Raw genomic sequence first — 24,787 nt, forward strand, 5'->3', positions numbered from 1 at the left:
AGGAGCATTCATATTGAAGCCGCCGTTTCTGTCTTGGATTCGAACGCGGCGCGAATAGGACAAAAGCGCAGCGCTATCACTGCTGGAGAATATCCTTTGGCGAACAGGCGAAGGCCTTTCGGAAGCAGCGGTTGAAATATGAGATATCGTTGAAACCAGCGGAATAGGCGACCTCGGCGATCGTGGTCGCCTTCGTGGTGTTCTTCATCTGCGCCAGTTGTTCGTGAGCAAGATGCAGGCGGCGCATTCGTATCAGCGATGTCGCCGTCGTGCCAAGTGCATTGAAGTCCTCCTGCAGCGTGCGCAGCGAAATACCAACCTTGTCGGCAAGCCATTGCGGCGTCAGATGCTCGTCAGTGAGATATCTGTCGATGAGTATCTGCACGACTTCCAACCTGCCGCCGGAACTGTCCGAGAGCAGCGGCTCATCCATCTCACTATCGGTCGCGAAAGCCTGGCGTGTCGTGCTGAAGAGGAGGTCGCGCAGATGCGGTGCTCGCTTGTCGCTTGCGTCTGTTTTCAGAAGCTTGGCAACGACCGCTCGCAGCATCGCCGACATCGGGTCTTCCGCTTCTACCCTGCGTGAAACTTCGACCCGTGCTGATTTGTCGGCGAAGATCAACTGGCGGGGGAGATGCACCGAGAGGTGGTTGGAAAAACGGCCGCCGAAATGGAAGATCGATGGGCTGGAGCTGTCGACGAGAATGCAGTCGCCCGGGGTAATGATAGATTGCCTTCCGTTCTGTTCGATACCGCAACTCCCTTCGAGTTGCAGCAACAGGAAGAGATTTTCGCTATAGTCGATCCTGATATCGGCGACGTCGCGGCGGATCACGTCGAGATCGTTCGCCACCTGAGCAAGGTCGAGCCCGCCTGCATCCAGTATGGTGGCATTGCCGGTTACGAGGGTGTGCTCGGCCCGTTGCGTGTTGAAATTTCCGCAGATCGATTTCAGTTCCGCAGTCCACTCCTCAAGGGAATGTATAGGCCATTGCGTGGCGGTCATCCCACCGAATTCCGCTAGGTGCTGCAGCTGCTGCATGGCGTCTTCTCCCAAAGACCGTCGAGCCACCCTGCCCATTGCCGACCAAGATAGTTCCCATGTTAAGCGATTCCTTATACTCGCATTTGTCAACTCGTTTTTTGCGTGGCGAGGGTTGGAAGTATGCCGGCTTTGGAAGTGGTCCGCCAGGCGCTGTTGTAAAATATGTCATCCCGCACAGGGTCGACCGTTGCGCTAGCACAGGGCCGACTCGGTCGCCGGGCGGTTGGGATCATGGCTGTCGCGTCAGATAAATCGTGTACGGATCATCATAGCCGACACGCTAGTGAATGCCATTGGGACCAGGGATTGCCCCCAACCGACCTCCTTACTGATACGCACAGCGCCGATGTGTCGAAAGATGGCGCCGCTCATGCGGGCAGATCGACTTGGCATAAAGCCACTGTCATTCGGCTGTTTGCCTCTGGAGCTTCTCGAAAACAAACCGCTTGCCTTTGCGCACGCTGTCTTCGAGTGGGCTCGCCTTCGCCAGATGCGCCGCGATCGCGCTGGCCAGCACGCAACCCGTCCCGCGCATCGATACGGCAAGGCGTGGCAAGTCGAAGTGGATTGGTTCTTGATCGGAGCGCAATAAAATATCGGTTGATCTAGGTCCCGATGCGTGGCCGCCCTTGATCAGCAGGGCCTGAGGTCCGGCGGCCAGCAGTCTTTGTCCTTGTTGAAGCGCGCTTCCCTCATCCATCGCCAATTCCGAGCTGACAAGGAGCGCCAACTCGATGAGATTGGGGGTGACGAGACGGCAAAGCGGCATCAGATTGCGCTTCATGGCGGTGATGGCGCCTGCTTCCAGGAGCGCCCGGCCTGAGGTCGAGGCCAGCACCGGGTCAAGTACTGCCGGCACCTGCGGATTCTCGCGCAGCACGCCGGCAACGGCAACGACGATCTCAGCCGCCGCGAGCATGCCGATCTTGATGGCGGCCACCTCGTTGGCCTGCAGCGCGGCGCGCATCTGCTCGGCCACTAGGCGAGATGGCGAATGATGGATTTCCATGACAGCTTCGTGCGTCTGCACTGTCAGCGCGGTGACAGCAAGGCAGGTGCGCACGCCAATGGAAGAGATCGTCTCGATATCACGTGCAATTCCAGCCCCGCCGCTGGAGTCCGATCCGCCAACGACAAGCACATGCGGTTCTCGCCTCAGCGCCATCGATCTGTCTTTTCCATCCACTCTCTGGTGCGTGCTTCGGGATCGGCATTCAATGTAATGTCAGTCACCACTGCCGCGCTGTCGGCGCCAGCCGCGAAGACACCATCGAGCCGGTCCGGGTTAAGGCCGCCGATGGCCACCAGTGGAACAGGCGCGACCCGACGCTTCCATTCGCTGACCCGTTCGAGCCCTTGCGGCGCCCATTTCATCTTCTTCAGGATGGTCGGGTAGATGGGGCCAAGCGCGATGTAGTCGGGTTCGGCTTTTATCGCCGTTTCCAGTTCGATATGATCATGGGTGCTCAATCCGAGCCTCACGCCGGCTGCCCGTATCCGCGTCAGGTCGGCGGCTTGCAAATCCTCTTGACCGAGATGAACGAAGTCGCAGCCTTCCTCGATCGCCAGCCGCCAGTAATCATTGATGATCAGCTGGCACCGGTATCGAGCGCACAAAGCCTTCGCTGAGCGGATCTCCGCGCGTAATCCGGCCTCATCCATGGTCTTTATGCGAAGCTGAACCAGATTGACGCCGAGCGGCACCAGCCGCTCGATCCAGGCAGCGCTGTCGACGATCAGGTAGAAGGGATCGAGCTTCATGAAAAAACGGCCCTGCCGATCGTCGGCGTCGATGGCACGGCGACGTCGCGCGGTTCGAGCATTCCTGAGCTGAAAGCCTCACGACCGGCCTCGACCGCCTTGCCGAAAGCACGCGCCATGCCGACGGGATCGGCCGCCCTGGCGACCGCCGTATTCAGCAGCACGGCGTCAAAGCCGAGTTCCATGACGGTGGCAGCGTGCGACGGCCGTCCCAGCCCCGCATCCACGATCAGGGGGACGCCTGGGAAATGTCCGCGAATCGAGCGCAGCGCCGTCATGTTGACCGGTCCCAAGGCGGAACCGATCGGTGCGCACCACGGCATCAGGACCTTGCAGCCCGCTTCCAGCAGCCGCTCGGCGACGACGAGATCGTCGGTGGTATAGGGGAATACCGCAAAGCCGTCCTCGCACAGGATACGGGCGGCTTCGACCAGGCCGAACACGTCCGGCTGCAGCGTGTCGTGGTTGCCGATCACTTCGAGTTTGATCCAGGTCGTGCCGAAGACCTCGCGCGCCATGTTCGCGGTGGTGACCGCTTCCTTGACGGAGTGGCAGCCGGCCGTGTTGGGCAGGATTCTCGTGCCGAGCGAGCGGATCAGCGACCAGAATTTTTCGCCGGCCCTGCCGCCCGCCATCTCACGCCGCAAAGAGACGGTCACCACCGACGTGCCCGACGCCCTGACTGCATCGGCAAGGACGGCCGGCGAAGGATATTGAGCCGTGCCGAGCAGCAGGCGGGATTGAAGCGTCGTCCCCAGAAGGTCGAACATGCTAGCCTCCCTGCATGGGCGAGAGGATTTCAATCCGGTCGCCTTCGTTCAAGCAGAACGCCGTCCGGCTGGCTTTGTGCACCAGGTCGCTGTTGACGGCGGTGGCGAGCCAGTCGCCCTCATAGTCGAGCGCGGCAAGCAATTCGGCTAGCGTGGTGGCGGTGGCAACCTCACGCGCTTCGCCGTTGACGGTCAGTTTCATGAGCAAGCTCCTTGGTTCTGTCCTGGCTGAAAACCAGGTCGGCGGCCTGGCGCGCCATGGCGGGGGCGAGGAGAAAACCGTGTCGATAAAGCCCGTTGATCGCGATGATCCCGCCGTTCGTTTCGACCCGCGGCAGATTGTCGGCAAAGGCCGGACGAACGCCGACACCGGTTTCGACGATCTCGGCCTCGCCAAAGGCCGGGTGGAGGGCATAGGCGGCACTCAGCAGCTCCATCATCGAACGTGCCGTCACCGGACCGGCGGACTGGCTTTCAACCATTGTCGCGCCGATCATGAAACGGTGGTCGGCGCGCGGCACCGCATAGAGTGGAAAGCGCGGATGCAGCAGCCTGACCGGGCGAGACAGCGAGATATCAGGCGCGCGCAGGATCAGCATTTCGCCGCGAACGCCGCGCAGCCTGTCATCGGCTGCTGCCATTCCCGTGCAGTCGATCCAACGATCGAAACCGGAAATCCGCCTGATATCGACATCGAACTGGAATTCGACACCCATGGCCGACAACCTGTCATGGAGTGCCGCCATCGCCCGGCGCGGGTCGAGATGGGCTTCGTCGGGGAACAGCAGCCCGCGGCGAAAGCGGCCGGCAAGGTCGGGCTCCAGGAACGCGATTTCATCTCCGTCGACACGCCGATGCCCCCACGTGCGACTGGCGAACCGGTCAAGCTCACCGGCATCTCGCGGCATGGCCACGACCAGTGTTCCGGCCCGTGTCACCTGATCCGGCAGTGCCGCATCCCACCAGTCGGCGGCGACGCGTCCGAGATCCAGCACCGGCTGCTCGGCGCTTTCACGCTCGCACCATGGCGCCAGCATGCCGCCGGCGAACCACGAGGCATTGCCGCCAAGGGTCTGCCGGATCTCAGCGACTGTGACCGTCGCGCCGCGGGCGGCGAGTTCGAAGGCGGCGGTGAGGCCGGCGACGCCGGCCCCTTTGACCAACACCCTCATGATGGCTCCGGCGCCTCTGGCATGAGCGCTACGCCGGTCTCGTCAGCCGGCATGTAGAGATCGCCGCCCTCGCGGTATTTCGCCGCCATCGCCGCCATGCCTTCCTTCTGGGCTTCGGCGCGGATGTCGTGGGAGATACGCATGGAGCAGAATTTCGGCCCGCACATCGAGCAGAAATGCGCCAGCTTGTGCGCCTCCTTGGGCAAGGTCTGGTCGTGGAAGGACCGCGCGGTTTCGGGGTCGAGCGACAGGTTGAACTGGTCTTCCCAGCGGAACTCGAAGCGCGCGCGGGAAAGGGCATCATCCCTGACTTTCGCTGCCGGATGGCCCTTCGCCAGATCGGCGGCATGGGCGGCGATTTTGTAGGTGATCACGCCAATCTTGACGTCGTTGCGATCGGGAAGGCCGAGATGCTCCTTGGGCGTGACATAGCAGAGCATGGCGGTGCCGAACCAGCCGATCATGGCAGCACCAATGCCTGAGGTGATATGGTCATAGCCCGGCGCAATGTCGGTCGTCAGTGGTCCAAGCGTATAGAAGGGCGCCTCGCCGCAGACAGCGAGCTGCTTGTCCATATTCTCCTTGATCTTGTGCATCGGCACATGGCCGGGACCTTCGATCATCACCTGGCAATCCTTGGCCCAGGCGATCTGCGTCAATTCGCCGAGCGTTTCCAGCTCGGCGAATTGCGCCGCATCATTGGCATCGGCGATCGAGCCCGGACGAAGGCCGTCGCCGAGCGAGAAGGATACGTCATAGGCGCGGCAGATGTCGCAGATCTCCTCGAAATGCTCATAGAGGAAGCTTTCCCGGTGATGGTGCAGGCACCATTTGGCCATGATCGAGCCACCGCGCGAGACGATGCCCGTGACCCGGTCGACGGTCAGCGGGATGTAATGCAGCCGCACACCGGCATGGATGGTGAAATAGTCGACGCCTTGTTCGGCCTGCTCGATCAGCGTGTCGCGGTACACCTCCCAGGTCAGGTCCTCGGCGATGCCGCCGACCTTCTCGAGCGCCTGGTAAAGCGGCACCGTGCCGATCGGCACCGGTGAATTGCGCAGGATCCAGTCGCGAATGTTGTGGATGTTGCGGCCGGTCGACAGGTCCATCACCGTATCGGCGCCCCAGCGGATCGCCCAGACCATTTTTTCGACCTCTTCGGCCATCGAGGAAGTGACAGCGGAATTGCCGATATTGGCGTTGATCTTGACGAGGAAATTGCGCCCGATGATCATCGGTTCGCTCTCTGGGTGGTTGATGTTGGCTGGAATGATCGCCCGCCCGTGCGCCACCTCGTCGCGTACGAATTCCGGCGTGACGAAATCGGGAATAGCCGCGCCGAAGCTTTCACCGTCGCGTTGCAGCTTGCCGCGGGCGATTTCCCGGCCGAGGTTTTCGCGGATGGCGACGAACTCCATCTCGGGCGTGATGATGCCGGCGCGCGCATAGGCAAGCTGTGTCACCGCCTTGCCGGCCCTGGCCCTTAGCGGCCGGTTGCGAATGGGAAATTCCGGCGTCAGGCGCTCACCCGTGACGAAGCCATTGTCTTCCGGCCGCACATGGCGGCCGTCATAGGCTTCGACATCGCCCCGCGCCGTGATCCATTCGTGGCGAGGCCGGGCGAGGCCCTTTTCGATGCTGGTTTCGACAGTCTGGTCGGTATAGGGGCCGGACGGATCGTAGACGGTGATGGGCGGCTCGCCCGCTGTCGGATGGACGGAGATTTCGCGCATCGGCACTTTGATGTGCGGATGGAGGACGCCGGGCTTGTGGATTTTCCGTGAGGCAGGCAGCGGTCCCGTTGAGACGGCTGGGGTTAGGGCATTCATCTTGAGGCTCCTTTGCTCATGCATTGGAGACCCAGTTCTGTGCCGGAAGGATGAAAAGACGCTTTGGTCGACCTGCTTGAAAACAGGTCTTCGGGCGTAAACTCCCGCAAAGCGCTTGCACCGTCCCTACGCCAGTATGAACTGGATCAGGTTCAACGGGTCACTGCGCCGCGATAGCCAGCAGTATCTCAGCCCCTTGCCGGGACTCCCCTGGTGAATGTTTTCGAATTGACCGAGCCGACACTGCTTTGTCAAGCGCATTTCCACCTGCGGCGGTGATCGGCGACTAATGAAACCCCGCGCAAAGCACGGGCAAATCTCGAGAGGAAGTCACGCGCCGGAGACCAGCGCAGGAATGGCCAAAGGCTCATTCGCCTCGTCAAGGATCGAGAAACTGTAACGCCCATGTGCGTCAAGATCGACGGAGTAGCTCAGGCGATCGAGTATGTGATTGTCCTGGTCGAAGGTGATGATCCGCGGCTTCAACGAGGTGATATTCGCTTCGTCCAGGTATATGGAGTTGCAAACAATGATCTGGTCGTCTGGCTGGCAGGTGCGGGCAGCCGCACCATTGAGGATGCAGCATCGTGAGCCGCGCTCGCCGAAAATGACATAGGTCGAAATCCGCGCACCGGAATTCTTGTTCCAAATCTCCACAAATTCCATCGGCAGGATCCCGGCTGCTTCGCAGTGGTCAGGGTCCAGCGTTATCGATCCATGGTAGTTGAGGTTCGCTTCGGTGACGTAGATGCCGTGCAGCTTGCCAGCGACTAGTTTTCGCAATGGTCCTGTTTCCTATCATCATGGATGAATCGTCCCGCCATCCTCTGGGTGGCCGGGTTACCCCGCTAGATTCCGACGACGAGGGCGCCGCCGCTGAGACCAGCGCCCGCCGCCGCCTGTTGGGATCGAAATTCCGGCGGTGAACGGTTTGCGCTTGAAACAGCAGGTCGTTGAAAGGCGCGTCATGCAGCGCCCGAGCAGCTTCCACGGTCCACATCCGGTGGCCGTCGAAGGATTGAGCTTCACGCATGGTTTTTCCGAAATCGCTGCGTGCATTTCCATCCTGTTCCCCTTGCATTGGGCGACCTAGGCACCTTTGAACTTGGCGGGCTGGGTCGAAAAAGCGTCCGGTCGACCGCCGATTGTCAGGCCCGACGGACAAATTTCGCGGAGTCGAGCCCGATATCGAGGATTGGCGCGCTGTGGGTCAACCAGCCGATGGAGATCAGGTCGACACCGGTCGCGGAGACGGCTGGAGCCGTCGCCGGCGTTATCCTGCCCGACGCCTCGGTAATCGCCTGGCCGGCAACCATCGCCACTGCTTGGCGCAATTCGTCGACAGACATGTTGTCGAGCAGGACGGCGTCTGGGGCGAGGGCCATAGCCTCTTCTAACTGGGCTAGCGTATCGACCTCGACTTCGATCTTGACTAGGTGGCCGACGCTGCATCGCGCGCGCTCGATTGCCATGCGAATTCCGCCAGCGATGGCGATGTGGTTGTCCTTAATCAGGATGGCGTCGTCGAGACCGAAACGATGATTGGAGCCGCCACCGGCGCGCACGGCATATTTTTCGACCGCTCGCAATCCAGGCGTCGTCTTGCGCGTGCAGACGATTCTTGCGCCGTGGCCGCGGACCGCCGCGACGATCAATGCCGTCGCGGTGGCGATACCGCTCAGATGGCACAGAAAATTGAGCGCCGTCCGTTCCGCGGTGAGTATGGCCCGGGCCGGACCGCTGACCGATGCGATGGTCTCACCTTGCGCGATGTTGCTGCCGTCCGCTCGCTCCACTGTCATCTCGACATCCTGGTCGATCAACCTGAAAGCGAGCATCGCCAGGTCGAGACCGGCTATAGTTCCGGCCTCGCGCGCAGTCAGCACCGTTGTCGCATGATGGTCCTTCGGTACGATGGCATCAGTGGTCAAATCACCGGCCTTGCCAAGGTCCTCGAGCAGAGCTGCCCGCACCAGAGGCTCGAGCATGATCGTTGGAAGGGGGGATAGGTTCATCAAGCGACGCTTTCGAGCATTGGAGAGTTGCCGAGTTCCCGCGCCGCAAACATGGCCGCGTCGAGCCTGATTTCGGAGCGGCGGGCGACGGCCGCTTGATGGGGAAAGTCGTTCCGGTAGTGAGCGCCACGGCTTTCGCGGCGCAGCAAGGCGGCAACCGCGATCATCAGCCCTACGGCGGCGGGATCGGACGCTGTGTCGTGCCGATGCAACAGCAGCAACAAGGCGCGCGCAGCCTCTTTCAAACCTTCGCCATCCCGCGTGACGCCAAGGGCATGTGACAGGAGAGGGCGCACAGGCCTCGGATCCGGCGCGGGCAGGTTAGCTGCCATCGCTGGCTTCCCACCGCCGTCCGGTGCACCAGCGACGCTTTCGGCAACCCAGCGCGCGCAAACGACGGCCTCGGTCAGCGAGTTGCTGGCGAGCCGGTTGGCGCCGTGCAGCCCGGTCGACGCGACTTCGCCGCATGCCCAAAGTCCAGGAACCGATGTTCGCCCGGCCAGATCCACGGCGACACCACCCATGTGGTAATGCTGGGCCGGCCGGATGGGAATGAGGTCTCGCGCCGGATCGATGCCGGCCTTGCCGCAGGCTGATGCGATTGTCAGAAATTGCTGCGCGAACATCGTGCCTGGCTTCTCGCGGACGTCGAGGAAGACGCGATGGCCGTCGGCAAGATGTCGCCAGACGGCGCGCGCGACGATGTCGCGCGGTGCGAGTTCCGCCCCGAGCAGGCCATCGAGGAAGCGCCGCCCTGTTTCGTCGACGATTGTTGCACCTTCTCCGCGAACCGCCTCGCTGATGAGCGGCATCGGACGGCCGGGCCCGTCAAGCGCGGTCGGGTGGAACTGAATGAACTCCAGATCGGCAAGGACGGCACCCGCGCGCGCCGCAAGCGCCAGACCCTGTCCGCAGCTGCCCAGTGGGTTGGTTGAGTCGCGGAACAGGCCGCCGATGCCGCCCGTGGCGAGAACGGCCCGTCCCGTGGCAAAGAACACCGGACCTGTCGGACCGCTCGCCACAACACCGGCGATTCTGCCGTCCTCGACGGCCAGCCGGCGTGCTTCGACTCCTTCCACGACAAGAACCGAAGGCGTGGAGCGCACGGCCGCGATCAGGGCGCGCATCACCTCCCTTCCGCTGCCGTCACCTCCGGCATGAACGATGCGCCGCCTGCTATGCGCGGCTTCCAGCCCGAGACGCAGAACTCCTGCAGATGTGCGATCGAAGCGAGCCCCAAGGCGCGTCAGATCCTCGATCGCCGCGGGCGCGGCGTACACGATGCGCCTTGCTGTATCCGCATCGCAAAGGCCGTCCCCTGCGGCGAGCGTGTCGGCAAGATGGAGCGCCGGTTCATCATCGCCGCCCAGGCTGGCGGCCAGCCCGCCCTGCGCCCACGCACTCGACGCCTCCGCGCCAAGCGGCGATCTCGACAGGAGCAGCACCGGCTCAGGCGCCATGTGCAGCGCGGTCATCAGCCCGGCTATGCCGCCGCCGATGATGACCGGCCGGCGGGCGAGATCGCGAACGTCCATGCTCATACCGCCAGCATCCGCTCGACGGCCAGCCGCGCACGCCCTGCAATCTCCGATTCGATGGTTACGACATGGCGGTTCTGTTCGAGCGCAGTACGGATGTTGGCGAGCGTTATCCGCTTCATGTGCGGGCAGAGGTTGCAAGGCCGGATGAACTCGACTTCGGGATGCTCCACCGCAACGTTGTCGCTCATCGAACATTCGGTCATCAGCACGACCCGCGCTGGCTTTTGTCTTCCGACATAGTCGGACATGGCGGCCGTCGAGCCGGAAAAATCGGCTACGGCCACCACTTCGGGCGGACATTCGGGATGCGCGAGCACCGTCACGCCCGGATGGCTTTCGCGCAATTCCCTGATGTCGGCCGGCGTGAAGCGCTCATGCACCTCGCAATGTCCCGACCAGGCGATGATCTCCACGTCGGTCTGGGCGGCTATATTCCGGGCGAGATATTCGTCCGGCAACATGATCACCCGAGGAACACCCAGGGACTCGACGACGGCCTTCGCGTTGCCCGAGGTGCAGCAGATGTCGGACTCGGCCTTCACCTCGGCCGACGTGTTGACATAGGTGACGACAGGCACGCCGGGACAGCGTAGCCGTAGCAGGCGGATGTCCTCGGCGGTGATGGAGCCCGCCAGCGAACAGCCTGCCCGTAGGTCGGGAATGAGCACCGTCTTTTGCGGGTTGAGCAGCTTCGCCGTTTCGGCCATAAAATGCACGCCAGCCAGCACAATGACATCCGCTTCGACCGCCATCGCCTTGCGGGCAAGCGCCAGGCTGTCGCCGACGATGTCGGCAACGCAGTGGAAGATCTCAGGCGTCTGGTAGTTGTGCGCCAGGATAACGGCATTGCGCCGCCGTTTCAGATCGAGGATGGCTTCGATACCATCGGCGAATGCCGGCCACTCGATTGACGGAATGACTTGCCGCACGCGGTCGTACAGCGCGGCCGTGCGCGCGGAAGTGACAGGCATAGCCAATTATTCTCCAAATGAGTATAACTGACATATACTTATCTTGAGTATAAGAAATGTCAACCGCGTGAGAGTGGCAATTTCGTCCCTGCGACGGTTCGCTCCACCAAGACCGTTTGGCGAAAGCGGAAGCGCTTCGCTGGGCGCCCCCCGGTGTCGGACATCGTCTCGCCTGTCTCCTCGACCAGATCCTGCTCTTCGATCAGACGCCGAAAGTTCGGCTTGTGAACGAGCCTGCCAGCCAGAGCCTCCACGGTTCGCTGCAGCTGCAGCAATGTGAACGTTGCTGGCATCAACTCGAAGACGACGGGGCGGTACTTGATCTTGGTCCGCAGTCTGGACATTCCCGTTGCCAGAATACGCCGGTGATCTGCGATCATCGGAAGGCCAGGGATGGACGGCGGATTGCCGTTGTCCCGTCCGCGTGTGGCCTCGGCCACCAGCGCGGCTTCGTAGAGCAGCTCGTATCTCTGCAGGACGAGTTCCTCATTCCAGTCGCGATCATCCAGACCGAAAGCATATGCCACGCGCTGCCGGCGGTCGCGGTGTATGCTTGGGTCTTCCGCGTCGTCGGACCACGCCGAAAGACGCGGCAGGACGATGTCAGGCAGGATAGAAGGCACGCCGGCGCGGTGATCTTCCCATGGAAAATAGTCGTACCATCCGTGCCAGCCATGTGTTTGCGAATGTTCTGCCTGCTCTTCCCGCGTCAGGCCAAGATAGCTGATCGAGATCTGCACGCGCTCGTCGTCGGTCCGGTCGCGGTCGGCGAAGGTGTAGAGTTGTTCAATATAGCCCAGTTGATGACCGGTCTGCCGCTCCACCCACGCTCGCAGACCCGACTGCAAGGAGCGATGGCCGAGCTCAAAAAGCCCGGATGGCAAAGCCTGAGCCTGCTCGATGGTGAGGACGCGTGGCTTACCGTCGGTCACCGCGATGACAACGGCGATCAGGTCCGCGCTGACGGCATGGCTCTGACTGTTCCTTTGAGCCTGCTTTGTCACCTGGGTTGTGTTGTCTTGCATATGGGCTGTGATGGAATTCCGATGTGAAGGCACTCAAATGGGCAAGTCGAGCGAAAAGTGAACTGCCGCACGCCGCCCGTCAATGTTCGTCAATAACGGGGTGTAGAACCTCGATCCACCCCGTTCGTATAGACTTTTCCAGTCCGCAGACTACCCATCCGAGACATTCAACGCCTCGAATTTGCCGGCACCAGCCAGGAATTGGAAATGACCGATTTCTTTATCAGCTATACCGGCTCGGACAAAGAATGGGCCGAATGGATAGCCTTCATCCTCGAAGAGGCGGGTTTCACTACTATCCTCCAGGCTTGGGATTTCCGCCCGGGCAGCAACTTCGTCCTCGAGATGCAGGAAGCTTCCAGCGCCGCAGAACGAACGATCATGGTGCTCTCGCCCGACTACCTGAAGTCCGGCATGGCGGCGGCCGAATGGGCCAGTGCATTCGCGCGGGATCCTCAAGGACTTAACCGGCGCGTTGTGCCTGTCATGGTCCACAACTGCAAACCAGAAGGATTGCTGACGGCCATTGTCCAGATCCGCATAGTCGGTATGGACGAGGTAGTGGCGAGACAGGCGATCCTGAATGGCGTCGACATGAAGCGGGCAAAGCCCTCAAACCGCCCTAGCTTTCCTGGTGCTCCATTGGCCCCGGAGCACAAGGATTTCCCAGGCGTGGAGTCTGCGCCTGCGAGGTCAGTCCGGGACTTGCTGCCCAGGCTGCACGCAACGGCGACCGATGCGGACCGTCGCAGGTTTGCCAAAGGCGCCTTCGCCGCCATCCGCAAAACTTTCGAGGACAATCTCAAACAAGTCGCTGAGGAGAATGACCGCGTCGACTTCACCTCACCGATGCCACGGCTACGGATTTTAGGGCCGAGCTGTATCTCGATGGCGCCAGCAAGGGCCAATGCCGAGTCTGGCTCGGCGGGATGATAGGGGAGAACAATATCTGCTTCGCCGAAGGAAGGATGACGGGTGATGCTTGCAACGAGATCCTGGCCTCGGCTTCGGAGGGCGAACTCGTCGCGTCGCTTTCCCTGCCGAAGAATGCCAGCACGCATCGCACCTACAGCGGGATCAACGTGCTTATCCTCTGGGGTGCCGTCGTCGAACGCGGGTTCCCATCGCAGAGTTGGCTAACCTATCGACAGTCTGCCGCGCTCGGCGGGAACGTCCGCAGAGGCGAGCGTGGGACAACGGTCGTTTATGCCGATCGTTTTGTCCCGGATCATGAGAGGAAGCGGGCTCGCGAGACAGGCGAGGATGCCCAGGCGATCCCTTTCCTCAAGCGCTTCACCGTTTTCAATATCGAGCAATGTGAAGGACTGCCTGATGAAGTCGCGGTTTCGGCTCCGCTGCCGGTGGCTAGCTTGATCGAACCGCGGGTCGAGGCTCTGATCAAGGCCACCGGTATCGACTTCCGTATTGGTGGCGACAGGGCGTTCTATATGCCTGCCCGCGATTATATACAGGTGCCTCCGCCCCAAGCTTATTTCGAGCCGATCAACTGGCACCGCACAGCCTTGCATGAGCTCGGTCATGCCACCGGTCACAGTTCACGCTTGGCCCGTGACTGCTCCGGCCCTTCCGGCTCCAGAAAATATGCGTTCGAGGAACTCGTGGCAGAGATCAACGCTGCCTTCTGCTGCGCAGCCTTGGGGATCGTGCCCACGGTACCTCGGGAACACGCTATGTCAGGTACATATTATACCAGCATACCAAATAGGCAAGTGCTTTGCTGCCCGCTCGGGTTGCTGGCTGAGCAAGCGTGGGCCCACCAATTCCGTTGAATTGGCATGTCGTCTGGTCCGATAGTTCCGGATCCCGAGGGTCAGGCGGGACTTCCAAGCCCCCCATGCGAAACGTCCGCTATCGCCATCCCGAAGTCGCGAACTGTCATTCGGCTTTCGGCGCCGTTCATGCCATTGCTGATGATCAGGGAACTGCGGAATGGGCAGGCTTGTTGACGTCAAAACACAGAACGCCCTCTCAACGTTCGCCATTCGTGTTTCGAAGGTCGCATAAAAGGGCAGTCTGGAACGTATCCGAGGCCGACGAGCCCAAGACAATAAGCTTCAAAGGACCGTTATCTTCGAGTAGCGGACCACAATTTTATCCTGCCGGAAGCGGCGCTCTAGATCGCTGCGTCGACGCTGCCATTCCAAAGCGTCCACCTTCGGCGTCATCACCTCGAAGACGACGATATCGTCCCGGTCTGTTTCTCCGCCGTCCTTCCAAAGACCCTCCGCAGGCGCCTGGAGATAGGCGGTCACCCCATCGAAGCGGGCGGCCAATTCTTCTTTCACGCGGTCGAAATCCGTTCGGGGGAAGGGTTCACCCTGGTTGTCTGAGCGGGGCAACAGTATTTGGACAAGATACATAGCAAGCACGCTACGCTGCGGATCTCAGCGGACCACTTCCGAGGAACATGCTCGGCAGCTAGCTCCATGAGGCAAAAGGAAACGAGCGACGCTCGCCCGTTTTTTCACGGTTGGCGATCTCAGGTCCAAAATACCGTCGGTCACGTGCTTGGACCTTTTCCGACCGCTGCCTCTTTCAGTTTCCTGAGGCGTCTCTTACTCACTTGCGTGAGTTAGGATGCGGAATACTGGCCAATGCGCCATGGCGTCGCGCAATTTGCTGAAAGCCTTGCCTTCCTTGTCGATGGCAGATCGGACTTGAACTGCGGCCCATCCGGCTTTCATCCTCCCGCCGACATGGCAATGGCAAACTATAGCGTGCAACTGCCAATCCGCTAGGTCGAAGAAGCGCTTCGCTTCGCCATACGTATCGTTCTTCAATCCTTGCGCGCACAACATTGGATCGGCGAAAGCGATGCTGATCGCGGAGCCGAGGGACTGGGCTTTCTCGCGCACACCCAAGGTCATGTATTCCGTCCCGGGGAAGGCGGCGAGACACCGCTCGGGATTTCGTTCGAGCAGCATGGCCCAATGTTCCAAACGCTCACGCCGCGTCATGGCCGGGAAGGATTCTTCGACTTCCGCGACCCCATGCAGTTCTTCAAGTGTCTGATGTTTCATGGACGTCTCCTGTTGGCGAGGCGCTTGCCTGCAAATTGCACAGGCCGGAATGGGCCTCAGTCGTCCCTATACCGGCGAACCCGCAATCCGTCGGGAAGTTCCATCGCCGAGAAAATTTGACCGTGCGCCTGCCTTGATTTCCACCGTCTCGCTGGCCTTGGAAGTGACCTTGCGCGGCCATCTCGCCTAGGCCGCCTTTTTGGGGACGGCCAAGAGACTGGGTCATTGGCTACGCCAGCGCCGCCGGCCACCGCGTCGTTGCAAGCGCCACATGAGAGGCTCCCGCAGCCTTCTCGGTCTGCTTAGGTTTCTACTGCCTGGGGTAGATGAGCGCTTGGCTCCCCAAATGGTGCACAAGCCCTTCCTCGCCATCGATGATTACGCAGAGTTATCCGGGGGCACCGTACGCCTACCGGACAGCAACGACCGGCCGACTGATGGGCAATGCCGCTATTCGACGGTCGCGACCATTCTTCTCATGGGACAAAAGCGGCGCAGGGGTTGTTCACCGAGTGGCCGAGGAAGTCGTGCAGGGAGGTTGACTACTGCTTTGTGGAATGCGTAGGTGACGGGCTCGCAACCCCGCGTCCAGGGTGCGCTTTCCACCGATAGAGGCAAAAAAATGGGCGACAAATATCCGAACGTCGAAAGGCTGGCCGGTGTTGTCGGCGCGGGCGAGAAGGATCCGATTACAAAGCTACCGCGTTCCTTAGTTCAGAGCCTCTACTGCGCTTAGCCGTGCTTACGGAACCTTAAGGGTTTGCGCTCTCCTACCGCATCAGGCCCGCGGCACGCAGAGCGTCCTCGATGACCTTCCTCACCGCTCGACCCTTCGATAACCCCACATCTATGCGATCTGGTTCTGCAAGCCTGGCCTTAGCCGGCTCCACGGCCGCTGGCCGAAGATCAAATGCTGATGGCTTTCTCTCGACCCTCGGCTCAGCAGGCCTCGGCGCGGACCTAGCCCTCGCTGACCCTCTCGCGTCAACGGCATCGCCGAGAGCCCAGAACCGCGCCAACTCCTCGGTTGATGAAATTCCTACATCGAGCATGTAAGGCCCGGCCGTGCCAACGCCGTTGCCGATGGGGGTACCGTGGCCCATACCTGCAATCATATTGATCTCGATCTTCGCCTCGCCTGCTTCGTCAGCCCAGACCCGCCGGCTTCGTGCGCGCTCGCTTGTCGAATGCGTGGGCGCCGTGTCGAGTTTGTGCACGTCGCGCCACTGGGCCGCGATGGATTCCGCGTTGGTAGAGGCCACAATATGATCGCCGGAGCCGTGCCAGATCGAAATCTTGGGCCACTGCCCATTGTGCTTGGAAGCTTTTCGCAAGAGCCGCTGCAACTCCTGATCAGAAGGGATGCCGTGGCCACGCATCCGATCGAACGCTGCCGGAATGGTTGTCGCGCAGCTGAAGGGCATCCCGGCAATGATGCCGCCGCCGGCGAACACCTCAGGATAAGTAGCGAGCATCGCGGCGGCCATTGCGCCGCCGGCTGAAAGACCGGTGACGAATATTTGCTTTCGGTCCAGGCCGTGGGCAACGACCACTGTCTCGATCATCTGCCGGATCGAGAAGACCTCGCCACGATCGCGCGTAATGTCTGCCGGCAGGAACCAGTTGAAGCAGAGGTTCGGATTGTTGGCGCGTTGCTGCTCGGGGTAGAGAAGCGCGAAACCGGCCTCGTCAGCGAGTTGCGACCACCCCGACTGATGGTCGTAGCTGGCTGCATTCTGGGTGCAACCGTGCAGCACAACGACCAGCGGCGCCCCATCCGGGAGGTCAGCGGGCATATAATATTGTGCCTGCAAGACACCAGGATTGGAGCCGAAATTTACTAGGGGGGAGAGGCGATCGGCGGATGTGAAAGAGGTGGGATGTGTGCCTTGTAGCCCGCGCAGTGCTGCAAGGCGCGCGATCTTATCGGAGACTTTTCGCAATTGAGCCGTCCTTGTTTTTGACGCCCGGGATTGGACGGCGTGTGTGCAACGCACTCGCAGCAATATCGTTGCTGCACTGCACAATAACAATGGAGACAGACTTGAATGGGACAATGGCCGGCCCTACGGACCGGCCGATCTGCAAATCAGTGTCGAGAGGTTTATGTGCGCTGCCGTTCACCGAGTCGTGAAGAGCATGCTCAACAAGCGCCCAGCGAACCAAAAGTTCCGAAACGTTCAACATGAGGGCCGACCCCCGAACCGACCATTTCCGCCCGCAACGCGCCCAGTTTTCCTAGTCGGTGGTCGCAAGATAGCGGTGCATGGCGACGGCGGCGATCGCCGCGTGCCCAAAGGCCACCGCGATCTGGTTGATTTCGTCGACGACGTCGCCTGCTGCATAGAGGCCCGCTATGCCGGTGCGCTGGTGTGAGTCCACGACCAGATTGCCGGCCTCGTCGAATGCCGCGCCGAGATCGATGGCGAGCTTTGAGCGCATGGTGCAACCCATGGCGGGATAGATCGTGTCGAAGGAAAGCGTCCTCCCGTCTAGAAGACTTACACGAACCTTTTGGTCCTCTGCGCGTATCGAATCCGGGAGGCATTCTTGCACCGTGACGTCAGCCCCGTGGAGCAGTTCACACGCGGCGGGGTTAAGGTCAGATATCGGATCAGTCACGAGCAAAGTGACGTCTCTGGAATAAGTCCGCAGGAAGACGGCCTCCTTTGCAGCCCGGTCTGCAGGGCCGATTACGGCGACGCGTTTATCGACAACCTCGTAGGCGTCGCAAATCGGGCATAGCCGCAGCGCGCCACTTGCGATCATGTTGGCCACATCCGGAATGGGAGGAAGCGTATCGACTATGCCGGTGGCGATGAGCACCGCGCGCGCCCGAATAGGAAAGGATGCCGCGGCGACGAAATCATCTCCTTCGCGCAGCAGCGCCGTCACTGTATCGTTGATGAGGTCAACGTTACACATCAGCGCCTGCTGCCGCAGGCGTTCAAGCAGGTCGACGCCGACGATGCCGTCGGGATAACCAGGACAATTGTAACTGACGGGAATCCATTTCGCGCGGCTTTCCCCGGCGTCGACGACGATGACCCGACGGCGAAACCGCCCGAGGTATGTCGCCGCCGCCAACCCGGCCGGGCCGCCGCCGACTATGAGACAGTCGCACCTCATGTTGTAGTTCGAATCCTCGTTGTCTCGGGGACACGCAAGAGTCGGCGGATTGGGCTCACGCACTAGTCGTCAGCCGAACCGGGCTCGGCCATCTTCCGATGCTGCTCGGCAAGCAGGCGCGCTGGCGTACCGTTGGCGACTGCGGACTGGATTTTGTTTCAGGCCGCTGACAGTGTCGCCATCGCCCCGCATCATCGCGTCCCAACCTGCTTTCGACATCGGCGGGATCGACTTTCTCCTGCTGACCGACGTTGGTATCGAGCATATCGGCCCTTTCGAAGAAGCGAGAGCCCGGCATGAAACCGGCAACCGAGCCGGTGAGAAGTATTTTGCCCCGGTTTGGTTCGCGCATGTCACATCCGACCTTTTGCGTTAGGTAGATCGCGACGATGTTGATGTCGACAACGCGCTTGGCCTCGTCAATATCCTGGTCGAGAAAGGCGTGGCCGAGGCCACATCCGGCGTTTGCGATCAGGATTTCGACCGGACGCCCTAGGTCGCGCGGGGCATCATAGCGTTGGTCGACACCCTCGGTGGTGGAAGCCTGAACGGCTTGAACCTTGGCTCCCTGGGCCTTGAGCGTCCTGGCGGCCTCGTGGATATCGCGTTCGTCGGCAGCGATGGTAAGATCATATCCCTGTTCAATCGCGAGTTTCGCAAGTTCGAGGCCAATGCCGCTAAAGGCGCCGGTGACGATGGCGAGGGGTCGTGAGGGATCAGACATGTGCTACCTCCGTCGTCAGGGCTTGAGAACGACTTTGATGCAGCCGTCCTTCTTGTCGTTGAACATCTTGTAGAGGTCAGGGCCCTCCTCGAGGCTCGCCGTGTGGGTGATCACGAAGGATGGGTCGATGTCGCCGTTCTCGATATGAACAAGAAGTTTCGACAAATAGCCCTGTACCGGCGTCTGGGCCATGCGCATCGTCAGACCCCGGTTGATGGCGGATCCAAATGGGATCTTGTCGAGAAATCCGCCGTAGACGCCGACAATGGAGACCGTGCCAAAGTTGCGCGTGCAGTGGATTGCCTGACGCAGGACATGCGGCCGGTCCGTGCCCATGAAGGTCGCGACCTTCACCCGGTCGACCATCGCGTAGAAGCTGGAATTGGCCAGCGGCTCGGTACCGACCGCATCGATACTGGCGTCTGCTCCGCGCCCTTTGGTCAACTCCTGGATGCGGTCGTAGACATCTTCATCCAGGAAATCGACTGTGATGGCGCCGGCGGCGCGCGCCAGTTCCAATCGCTCCGGAACCGTATCAATGGCGATAACGCGCTCTGCCCCAAGCAGAAACGCGCTCCTGATCGCCATCTGTCCCACCGGGCCGCAGCCCCAAATGGCGATCGTGTCACCCTGTTGGATGTCGCAGAAGTCCGCCGCCATGTAGCCAGTTGGAAAAATGTCGGAGAGGAATAGCACCTGTTCGTCGCTCAGGCCTGCCGGCACCTTGATCGGCCCGACATCGGCGTAGGGTACGCGAAGATACTCCGCCTGGCCGCCAGGGAAACCACCGAGGAGGTGCGAGTAGCCAAAAAGGCCAGCTGGCGAATGACCCCACAATGTCTGAGCCTTTTCCTTGCTTTTCTGCGGATTGGACCGCTCGCAGCCGGAGAAGGCGCCGCGCTTGCAGAAGAAGCACTCGCCACAGGCGATGACGAACGGCACCACGACGCGGTCGCCAACCTTTAGGTTGGAGACGCTGGATCCGACTTCGACAACCTCGCCCATGTTCTCGTGGCCGAGCACATCGCCGCTGTGCATGTCGGGAATAACGCCATTGTAGAGGTGGAGATCGGAGCCGCAGATGGCGCAGGAGGTGACCTTGATAATCGCGTCCGTAGGCGCTTCGATCGTGGGGTCGGGCACGCTCTCGCAACGAATGTCATGTTTGCCGTGCCAGGTGAGTGCGCGCATCGTAACCTCTCGCTGAATTCAAAGCCTAAGCTCTGGCGCGCCTCGTTGTTCCGAAATCCTAGTACAGAAGTGACATTCGCCGCTGCGAGAATTGCATCGGTCGCCCATTGCCGGGGGCGTCCGTCGTCCACTTCTTGGGGCAAAGGTGTGCGGGTTCGCGGTAAATGCCGGCTTTGATCAGGCAGAAGAGGGCAGGCGGATAAGCGCGACCGGAAGCGCGCGCTTGTGTGCGTTGCCCGAAGCATGTGAAGTATCCGACTGTAGTCGGCGTCGTCGACCTCTCGGCCTTCCAGGCGCTGATCCGGGCGCGCCGGCCAGCGCGAATTGGGCAATCATGCGCTGACGCGCTTTGATGTTGCCGAGCACGAAATCCTAACGGCCGGCATCCTAAGATGAGCGCCGGCGAACCTTATAGACGCCAACATCGCGTCGGTAGCCGGCCGGATGTCGATGCGGAGGACCTCGTCCGCCTGTATCGTGTCCGCTGTGTGTGGCTCTCGTCAGCCTGGGTTCCATAAGGAAGCCGAACGGCCAGAAACTCTGCCTCGTTTCCGGCCAGCCGTGATCATCGACGGCGCGTTGCGCCAGGAACGCAGCCAACGAATCAACTCCGCCGCTGATCCCGAGCACATAAGTGCCGAGACCCGATGCCCGCAGATAGGAAGCGAGGAAGTCGATGCGCTGCCGGCCTTCCTGTGCGAAATCGAAACGGGACGATACTCCTAGCGTCTCGATGATGCACTGCTGCTTTCTCATGCGCGCTCACTCCTGCTCAAAGCATTCCATCGATTCCCGCCGCCACGAGATCGGCAGGGGTGACCGTCTCCACTTGCATCCCAAAGCGGCTCTCGTAGATGGCCAGCATGGCGTCGTGCAGTCCGCTCCGGAGCAGATCGCGTCTGCAACAATGACGCGGTTGCCCGAAATCGCAAAAGCTTCATGGGACGCTTCGTGACAAGCCGCCAGCAGACAGGCGCTCGACCGCGCCAACAAATTGCGCGATCTCGTCGAACAGGATTGGTTGACGCCCGAACGATAGATTCCACGCAGGCAAGTGAACGGGGATGCAATCAGCCGCTGACCCGCACCGACGCTTCCTCGATCGCCGGCTTGAGCTCGTGAGCTTCATATAGCTTCTGGAGGGTGAGTTCGTCCTCGAACTCACCCTCCAGGCCGTCGGAACCGTAGGACCGAGGTCCGAGTGCCGACCCTTGTCGACCAGCTGCCCGACGGCGAGAACTGGCTGCACGAGGTGAAGTTCGACGGCTATCGCTCGCAGCTCGTCATCGACGAGGATGGCACTCGTATTACACGTGCAACGGTCTCGATTGGACCTCAAAATATCGCACCCTGGTCGAGGATTTTCGCACAGGGCGGCTCACGAAATTCTCGCTTTCAGGAAACTTTTTCATGGTTGTGAGATTGAACGCCTATGGCGCTCTATTCTTCGACTTTTTGGATAATGGCGTAGCTCAGCCCGACGAGGTGGGGACAGACTTATCCAGTTTCGATGCCGTCAAGCGTGAGGCCGCCAGGTGATAAAGGAAGTGTTGCCGGATGGCCCCCATCGGGAGCTGCCATTCAAGGTCCGGGACGAGAGGGGCCGCCAGCTTCTGCAAGTGGCTATGACTTTTCATATTCAGATTGATTCTTAGGCCGTGACACACAAATGTTGTGTCCGGGATCTCCCAGATAGCGTAGGATCCTTAAGTCGCCCGCAACTGCACGGCAAACGGTCGCTTGGAAGCCAACTCCGGTGCTTTCGCCCAATCTTGGGAGGAAGCATGGCTTCAGAAATACCCCCCGATTCCGTCGAAATAACCGAGAACCTCGGCGAGTGGTTCGTTCGCGTTGTGCGGAATGGCAACGCGACAATCAAGTCGTTCGAGATCGAATCGTATGCGCGGGCCTTCGCAGAGGGCCAACGGATCGGCCTCGGCCTGCATAAACTCTCAGTGGAGGGTGAGGGTCCGCGAAGACGCCTGGACCGAAGGCCACGGCAATAACGTTTGACATTGGACGGCTGAATTTCGTGTTGAACCTTTTCAGACTCATTTCTTTCTTGGCTTGTCCTTCCAAAGGAGGCTGTCATGACGCAACGCAAGGTCGATCGCGAAAGGATCGAAAGAGCCGACCGGGAAAGCAAGCTTGTGCTGGATGCGGAGCGGAAGGCAAGGGCCGATAAGACCGCTCGATTGAGAGAGCAGCGGCTTAAAGCCGCGCAATTGTCCTCGCAGGAACCAAAGCCGGCGACGAAGCTTAAGCGTCAATGAGCGCGCGCGGCAGCAACTTCCTGGACCAGTGGATCGCCAACACTGTTCCCGAAACTGCCCATGCGGAGGTGGACGAGCTCGCCCACAAGCTCATTGCCAACGCCAAGGCGATCGGAATTAAGCGGGCCGAAATAGACGAAGAGGTCGACAGTCTCTACCGCACGATCCTCGACGCGATCATACATTTCGAACCGGGGCTCCCTGAGTGAATCAGCAGGTTGCGCCAACCTTCGTAATTTACCCACCACCCATCAAGGGCCTGCCTTTTTTGGCAGTCCAGATGATGCCGGACGGATCGATAACGGCGCGGCAGTTTCCCTCGCTGGAGGAAGCGGTTGCGTTCAACAACGAGCAGTCTGAGGCTTGGCTGCGAAGGCAATCGTCGCCTTGACTCGTTCCCATTTTGGTCTTCCCTGACGGCAACGATTGAGCATGACGTAATCTGTGTGGACGCGTTTTCGTAAAGACGACAATCCCCGACATGGTTCGTCGGTTCGAATTCGCCCATCCGGGCGATGTCGAACGACTGAGCAACAGCTTCCCGCTGTGAAACAGCGCGCCGAGCCTGACCTATCCGATCATCATGCGTGAGGAGTTGTCGACCAGCATGGGCGGCCTTGTCTCGGCGCGCTGGGGCCTGGTTCCCGGTTGGGCTCGGGAAGGCGGTGGTCGACCGCCGCCCGTCAACGCGCGGTGCAGCGATCGTCAGGGGGCTCGCGCATGGGGGCTGCGGAGCGCTATTGACCTCGCTTCGCTGTTGGCGATACGCGGACGACACGAGGCCGCCCAAGCACTCCTTCGGCCAATTTTCGCCCGATTCTGGGAGAGGGTTTGGAGACAGCTGACCTGCAGCTAGCCACACGTTTGCTGGTTACGCCGAATTAGCGTGGCTTTGACAGCGTCGCGGGGAGGCAGCATCGCGATCCCGGCTGCTGCTCCCGATGTGACCGTTCGCGATTTGAACCTAAGGAGATAGCCATCCCTGGACCGCTTGATACCGTGAAAATAGCCTTGCAGGCTAAAAGCCCGCTCACTGTATGGGTCGGCTACCCGCCTGTTTGTGCATATTGTTCTCTTCTGTTTTAGATGATTTCCCCGGCATTGTTCCAACCCGAGTCACGTAGAGCGTTCCCGCCGCTATTTCGTGATGATCCAGTCGGCTGAAGGGTAGGTTGCTGAGAACCTTGAAGCGCTCACGGGTTACGGCCGCTGTGGCGCTGGAGCTCGACCACTCGATCGGAACCCTGTGCGCCCGATCGGCTGTCCATTGCACAGGACCTCAGTGTCGACCCGGTCCCGAAAGAAAACAGACAGGAGGCAACCCGGACGCGTGTCTTGCCGTTAGGTGTCAGTTGCTGAATTTCAGCCGGCGGCAAACGCCCGCGACTCTTTCCGGGAGCACAGTCCATGCCTCCACTGGTGCTTTTTGTGATCAAAAACCTTGCTGCAGGCGCGATCATCGGATTGACGGTGGCGGGCTGCCTCGTGGCCTTTGGCGCTATCGGCAGCCATATACCGGCAGGCAGCGGCGCTTATCTGGCTGTTGGGATGATCGCCTATTCGATGGCCTCTTGCTTCGGAATGGGATTTCTGGCCACAGCCCTGATGTTTCTGGAATAAGGGCGATCCTGCCCTAATCAAAGCCGAAGCGGACATACCGTCCTCTTGAAGAGTTTCGGCATCGACAGGGGTGGAAAGTCCAAAGAAATCCGCGGGCCGCAGGCGAAACGGGGTTTGCCGCTTTCGCTTGTAACCGGAGTGGCATTGACGTCCTAGAGGCGCAGAAGGACAGCACAATCGTCTATGAATCGTCGGCAGTTGGCCAATTGCTACGCACGACGGTTCGCACCGGACGGATCCATGCGACGGTCGTCACGATCGTCGATTCGAGTTTCGAGCTGGATGAGGAAGGCGTGAAAGTGGTGCCCGGACTTGCGGTGCCGGTGGAGATAGACCGGGATTGCATAGCATTTGCTCACGGGACGCGCTGGCTGACGCTATCCGCTAGATCCGGGAAGATACCGCCCTTTGGCCTGTCAGTAACGACGTCTGCGTATGGCGTGGTCGTCTTTGTTGGTTGCGACGGTGAGGCAGTCGATCCAGAGATCCTTCATGCTTGCTACGTCGATATCTTATTGGCGTAGTCGCGCGCAAGCGCATCGACCGCTTTGGAATTGGCTCGATCGCAAAAGTTCTCCGGCACTGCCAAAGCGTGATCATAGTCGGGCAGATCGAAAAACATCGGGTGACGCACGCAATCAGCGCCGCGATCTAGTTCGGCGGCTGGTTTCGACTAC

At 60.6% G+C, this 24,787-nt stretch carries 25 protein-coding genes, 2 pseudogenes and 1 riboswitch; of the genes and pseudogenes, 7 read left to right on the forward strand and 20 right to left on the reverse strand.

Annotated features, from left to right (window positions below; all coding sequences use genetic code 11):
- Positions 1–76: 76 nt before the first annotated feature.
- From EN851_RS22920 to EN851_RS22980, 13 genes and pseudogenes are all read right to left on the reverse strand, one after another.
- Positions 77–1,006, reverse strand: coding sequence for a helix-turn-helix domain-containing protein (locus EN851_RS22920; RefSeq protein ID WP_135881135.1), 930 nt, complete (start codon positions 1,004–1,006; stop codon positions 77–79).
- Positions 1,007–1,448: 442 nt separating this feature from the next.
- Positions 1,449–2,210 carry a hydroxymethylpyrimidine/phosphomethylpyrimidine kinase gene (locus EN851_RS22925; RefSeq protein WP_135880793.1) on the reverse strand — a complete coding sequence of 254 codons (762 nt, stop codon included), beginning with the start codon at positions 2,208–2,210 and terminating at the stop codon, positions 1,449–1,451.
- On the reverse strand, positions 2,201–2,806 hold the full coding sequence (locus EN851_RS22930; RefSeq protein ID WP_135906938.1) for a thiamine phosphate synthase: 606 nt from the start codon (positions 2,804–2,806) through the stop codon (positions 2,201–2,203). Before EN851_RS22930 ends, EN851_RS22925 begins: the two co-directional genes overlap by 10 nt.
- Positions 2,803–3,576: a thiazole synthase gene (locus EN851_RS22935; RefSeq protein ID WP_135906940.1), complete on the reverse strand. Its 774-nt coding sequence runs from the start codon at positions 3,574–3,576 to the stop codon at positions 2,803–2,805. The genes EN851_RS22930 and EN851_RS22935 overlap by 4 nt, the downstream gene beginning before the upstream one ends.
- Before the next feature lies 1 nt (position 3,577).
- The gene (gene thiS, locus EN851_RS22940; protein ID WP_135880790.1) at positions 3,578–3,778 is read right to left on the reverse strand and encodes a sulfur carrier protein ThiS; all 201 of its coding nucleotides are present in this window, start codon (positions 3,776–3,778) and stop codon (positions 3,578–3,580) included.
- Positions 3,747–4,748 (reverse strand): glycine oxidase ThiO, encoded by a 1,002-nt coding sequence (thiO, locus tag EN851_RS22945; protein WP_135906942.1) that lies wholly within the window; start codon positions 4,746–4,748, stop codon positions 3,747–3,749. The genes thiS and thiO overlap by 32 nt, the downstream gene beginning before the upstream one ends.
- Complete coding sequence (gene thiC, locus EN851_RS22950; protein ID WP_135906944.1) at positions 4,745–6,580, reverse strand: phosphomethylpyrimidine synthase ThiC; 1,836 nt, start codon at positions 6,578–6,580, stop codon at positions 4,745–4,747. Before thiC ends, thiO begins: the two co-directional genes overlap by 4 nt.
- Positions 6,581–6,685: 105 nt before the next feature.
- Positions 6,686–6,802: riboswitch (TPP riboswitch) on the reverse strand.
- Between the two features lie 108 nt (positions 6,803–6,910).
- Positions 6,911–7,363 (reverse strand): aspartate 1-decarboxylase, encoded by a 453-nt coding sequence (gene panD / locus EN851_RS22955; RefSeq protein ID WP_135880787.1) that lies wholly within the window; start codon positions 7,361–7,363, stop codon positions 6,911–6,913.
- 115 nt (positions 7,364–7,478) lie between these two features.
- A pseudogene (locus tag EN851_RS37290) lies at positions 7,479–7,580 on the reverse strand (biotin synthase); the annotation flags it as partial.
- A gap of 148 nt (positions 7,581–7,728) precedes the next feature.
- Entirely contained in the window at positions 7,729–8,595 is an 867-nt protein-coding gene (gene nadC / locus EN851_RS22965) for a carboxylating nicotinate-nucleotide diphosphorylase (protein WP_135906946.1), read from the reverse strand.
- Positions 8,595–10,136 carry an L-aspartate oxidase gene (locus EN851_RS22970; protein ID WP_135906948.1) on the reverse strand — a complete coding sequence of 514 codons (1,542 nt, stop codon included), beginning with the start codon at positions 10,134–10,136 and terminating at the stop codon, positions 8,595–8,597. The genes nadC and EN851_RS22970 overlap by 1 nt, the downstream gene beginning before the upstream one ends.
- Positions 10,133–11,107 carry a quinolinate synthase NadA gene (nadA, locus tag EN851_RS22975; protein ID WP_135906950.1) on the reverse strand — a complete coding sequence of 325 codons (975 nt, stop codon included), beginning with the start codon at positions 11,105–11,107 and terminating at the stop codon, positions 10,133–10,135. Before nadA ends, EN851_RS22970 begins: the two co-directional genes overlap by 4 nt.
- Positions 11,108–11,166: 59 nt before the next feature.
- On the reverse strand, positions 11,167–12,132 hold the full coding sequence (locus EN851_RS22980; protein WP_135906952.1) for a hypothetical protein: 966 nt from the start codon (positions 12,130–12,132) through the stop codon (positions 11,167–11,169).
- Between the two features lie 207 nt (positions 12,133–12,339).
- On the opposite strand from EN851_RS22980, the gene EN851_RS22985 reads away from it, so the two are divergent.
- Complete coding sequence (locus tag EN851_RS22985; RefSeq protein ID WP_135880782.1) at positions 12,340–13,065, forward strand: toll/interleukin-1 receptor domain-containing protein; 726 nt, start codon at positions 12,340–12,342, stop codon at positions 13,063–13,065.
- Positions 13,062–13,922, forward strand: a complete 861-nt coding sequence (locus EN851_RS22990; protein WP_135906954.1) for a zincin-like metallopeptidase domain-containing protein — start codon at positions 13,062–13,064, stop codon at positions 13,920–13,922. The genes EN851_RS22985 and EN851_RS22990 overlap by 4 nt, the downstream gene beginning before the upstream one ends.
- 285 nt (positions 13,923–14,207) lie before the next feature.
- On the opposite strand, the gene EN851_RS22995 is transcribed toward EN851_RS22990, so the two are convergent.
- From EN851_RS22995 to EN851_RS23025, 7 genes and pseudogenes are all read right to left on the reverse strand, one after another.
- The gene (locus EN851_RS22995) at positions 14,208–14,438 is read right to left on the reverse strand and encodes a hypothetical protein (RefSeq protein WP_335930848.1); all 231 of its coding nucleotides are present in this window, start codon (positions 14,436–14,438) and stop codon (positions 14,208–14,210) included.
- 270 nt (positions 14,439–14,708) lie between these two features.
- Complete coding sequence (locus EN851_RS23000) at positions 14,709–15,173, reverse strand: hypothetical protein (RefSeq protein ID WP_135906955.1); 465 nt, start codon at positions 15,171–15,173, stop codon at positions 14,709–14,711.
- Between the two features lie 770 nt (positions 15,174–15,943).
- On the reverse strand, positions 15,944–17,116 hold the full coding sequence (locus tag EN851_RS23005) for a PHB depolymerase family esterase (protein WP_135906957.1): 1,173 nt from the start codon (positions 17,114–17,116) through the stop codon (positions 15,944–15,946).
- A gap of 295 nt (positions 17,117–17,411) precedes the next feature.
- The gene (locus EN851_RS23010; protein ID WP_135906959.1) at positions 17,412–18,302 is read right to left on the reverse strand and encodes an NAD(P)/FAD-dependent oxidoreductase; all 891 of its coding nucleotides are present in this window, start codon (positions 18,300–18,302) and stop codon (positions 17,412–17,414) included.
- Positions 18,303–18,364: 62 nt separating this feature from the next.
- Positions 18,365–19,026, reverse strand: a pseudogene (locus tag EN851_RS23015) (SDR family NAD(P)-dependent oxidoreductase).
- Positions 19,027–19,041: 15 nt separating this feature from the next.
- Positions 19,042–20,217, reverse strand: coding sequence for a zinc-dependent alcohol dehydrogenase (locus EN851_RS23020; protein WP_135880775.1), 1,176 nt, complete (start codon positions 20,215–20,217; stop codon positions 19,042–19,044).
- A 387-nt stretch (positions 20,218–20,604) separates the two neighbouring features.
- Positions 20,605–20,973, reverse strand: a complete 369-nt coding sequence (locus EN851_RS23025) for a hypothetical protein (RefSeq protein ID WP_135880774.1) — start codon at positions 20,971–20,973, stop codon at positions 20,605–20,607.
- 445 nt (positions 20,974–21,418) lie between these two features.
- Between EN851_RS23025 and EN851_RS23030 the strand changes: the two genes are divergently transcribed.
- From EN851_RS23030 to EN851_RS23060, 5 genes are all read left to right on the forward strand, one after another.
- A complete protein-coding gene (locus EN851_RS23030; RefSeq protein WP_245511653.1) occupies positions 21,419–21,637 on the forward strand; it encodes a hypothetical protein in 219 nt (72 codons plus the stop codon).
- A 670-nt stretch (positions 21,638–22,307) separates the two neighbouring features.
- Positions 22,308–22,490, forward strand: a complete 183-nt coding sequence (locus EN851_RS23040; RefSeq protein ID WP_135880771.1) for a hypothetical protein — start codon at positions 22,308–22,310, stop codon at positions 22,488–22,490.
- The gene (locus tag EN851_RS23045; protein WP_135879692.1) at positions 22,487–22,699 is read left to right on the forward strand and encodes a DUF768 domain-containing protein; all 213 of its coding nucleotides are present in this window, start codon (positions 22,487–22,489) and stop codon (positions 22,697–22,699) included. The genes EN851_RS23040 and EN851_RS23045 overlap by 4 nt, the downstream gene beginning before the upstream one ends.
- Positions 22,700–23,897: 1,198 nt before the next feature.
- Positions 23,898–24,110 carry a hypothetical protein gene (locus tag EN851_RS23055; RefSeq protein ID WP_135906960.1) on the forward strand — a complete coding sequence of 71 codons (213 nt, stop codon included), beginning with the start codon at positions 23,898–23,900 and terminating at the stop codon, positions 24,108–24,110.
- A 206-nt stretch (positions 24,111–24,316) separates the two neighbouring features.
- A complete protein-coding gene (locus EN851_RS23060) occupies positions 24,317–24,634 on the forward strand; it encodes a hypothetical protein (RefSeq protein WP_135906962.1) in 318 nt (105 codons plus the stop codon).
- Positions 24,635–24,787 lie beyond the last annotated feature (153 nt).

Origin of the sequence: Mesorhizobium sp. M8A.F.Ca.ET.208.01.1.1, from assembly GCF_004791315.1 — a bacterium.
Classification (GTDB): Bacteria; Pseudomonadota; Alphaproteobacteria; order Rhizobiales; family Rhizobiaceae; genus Mesorhizobium.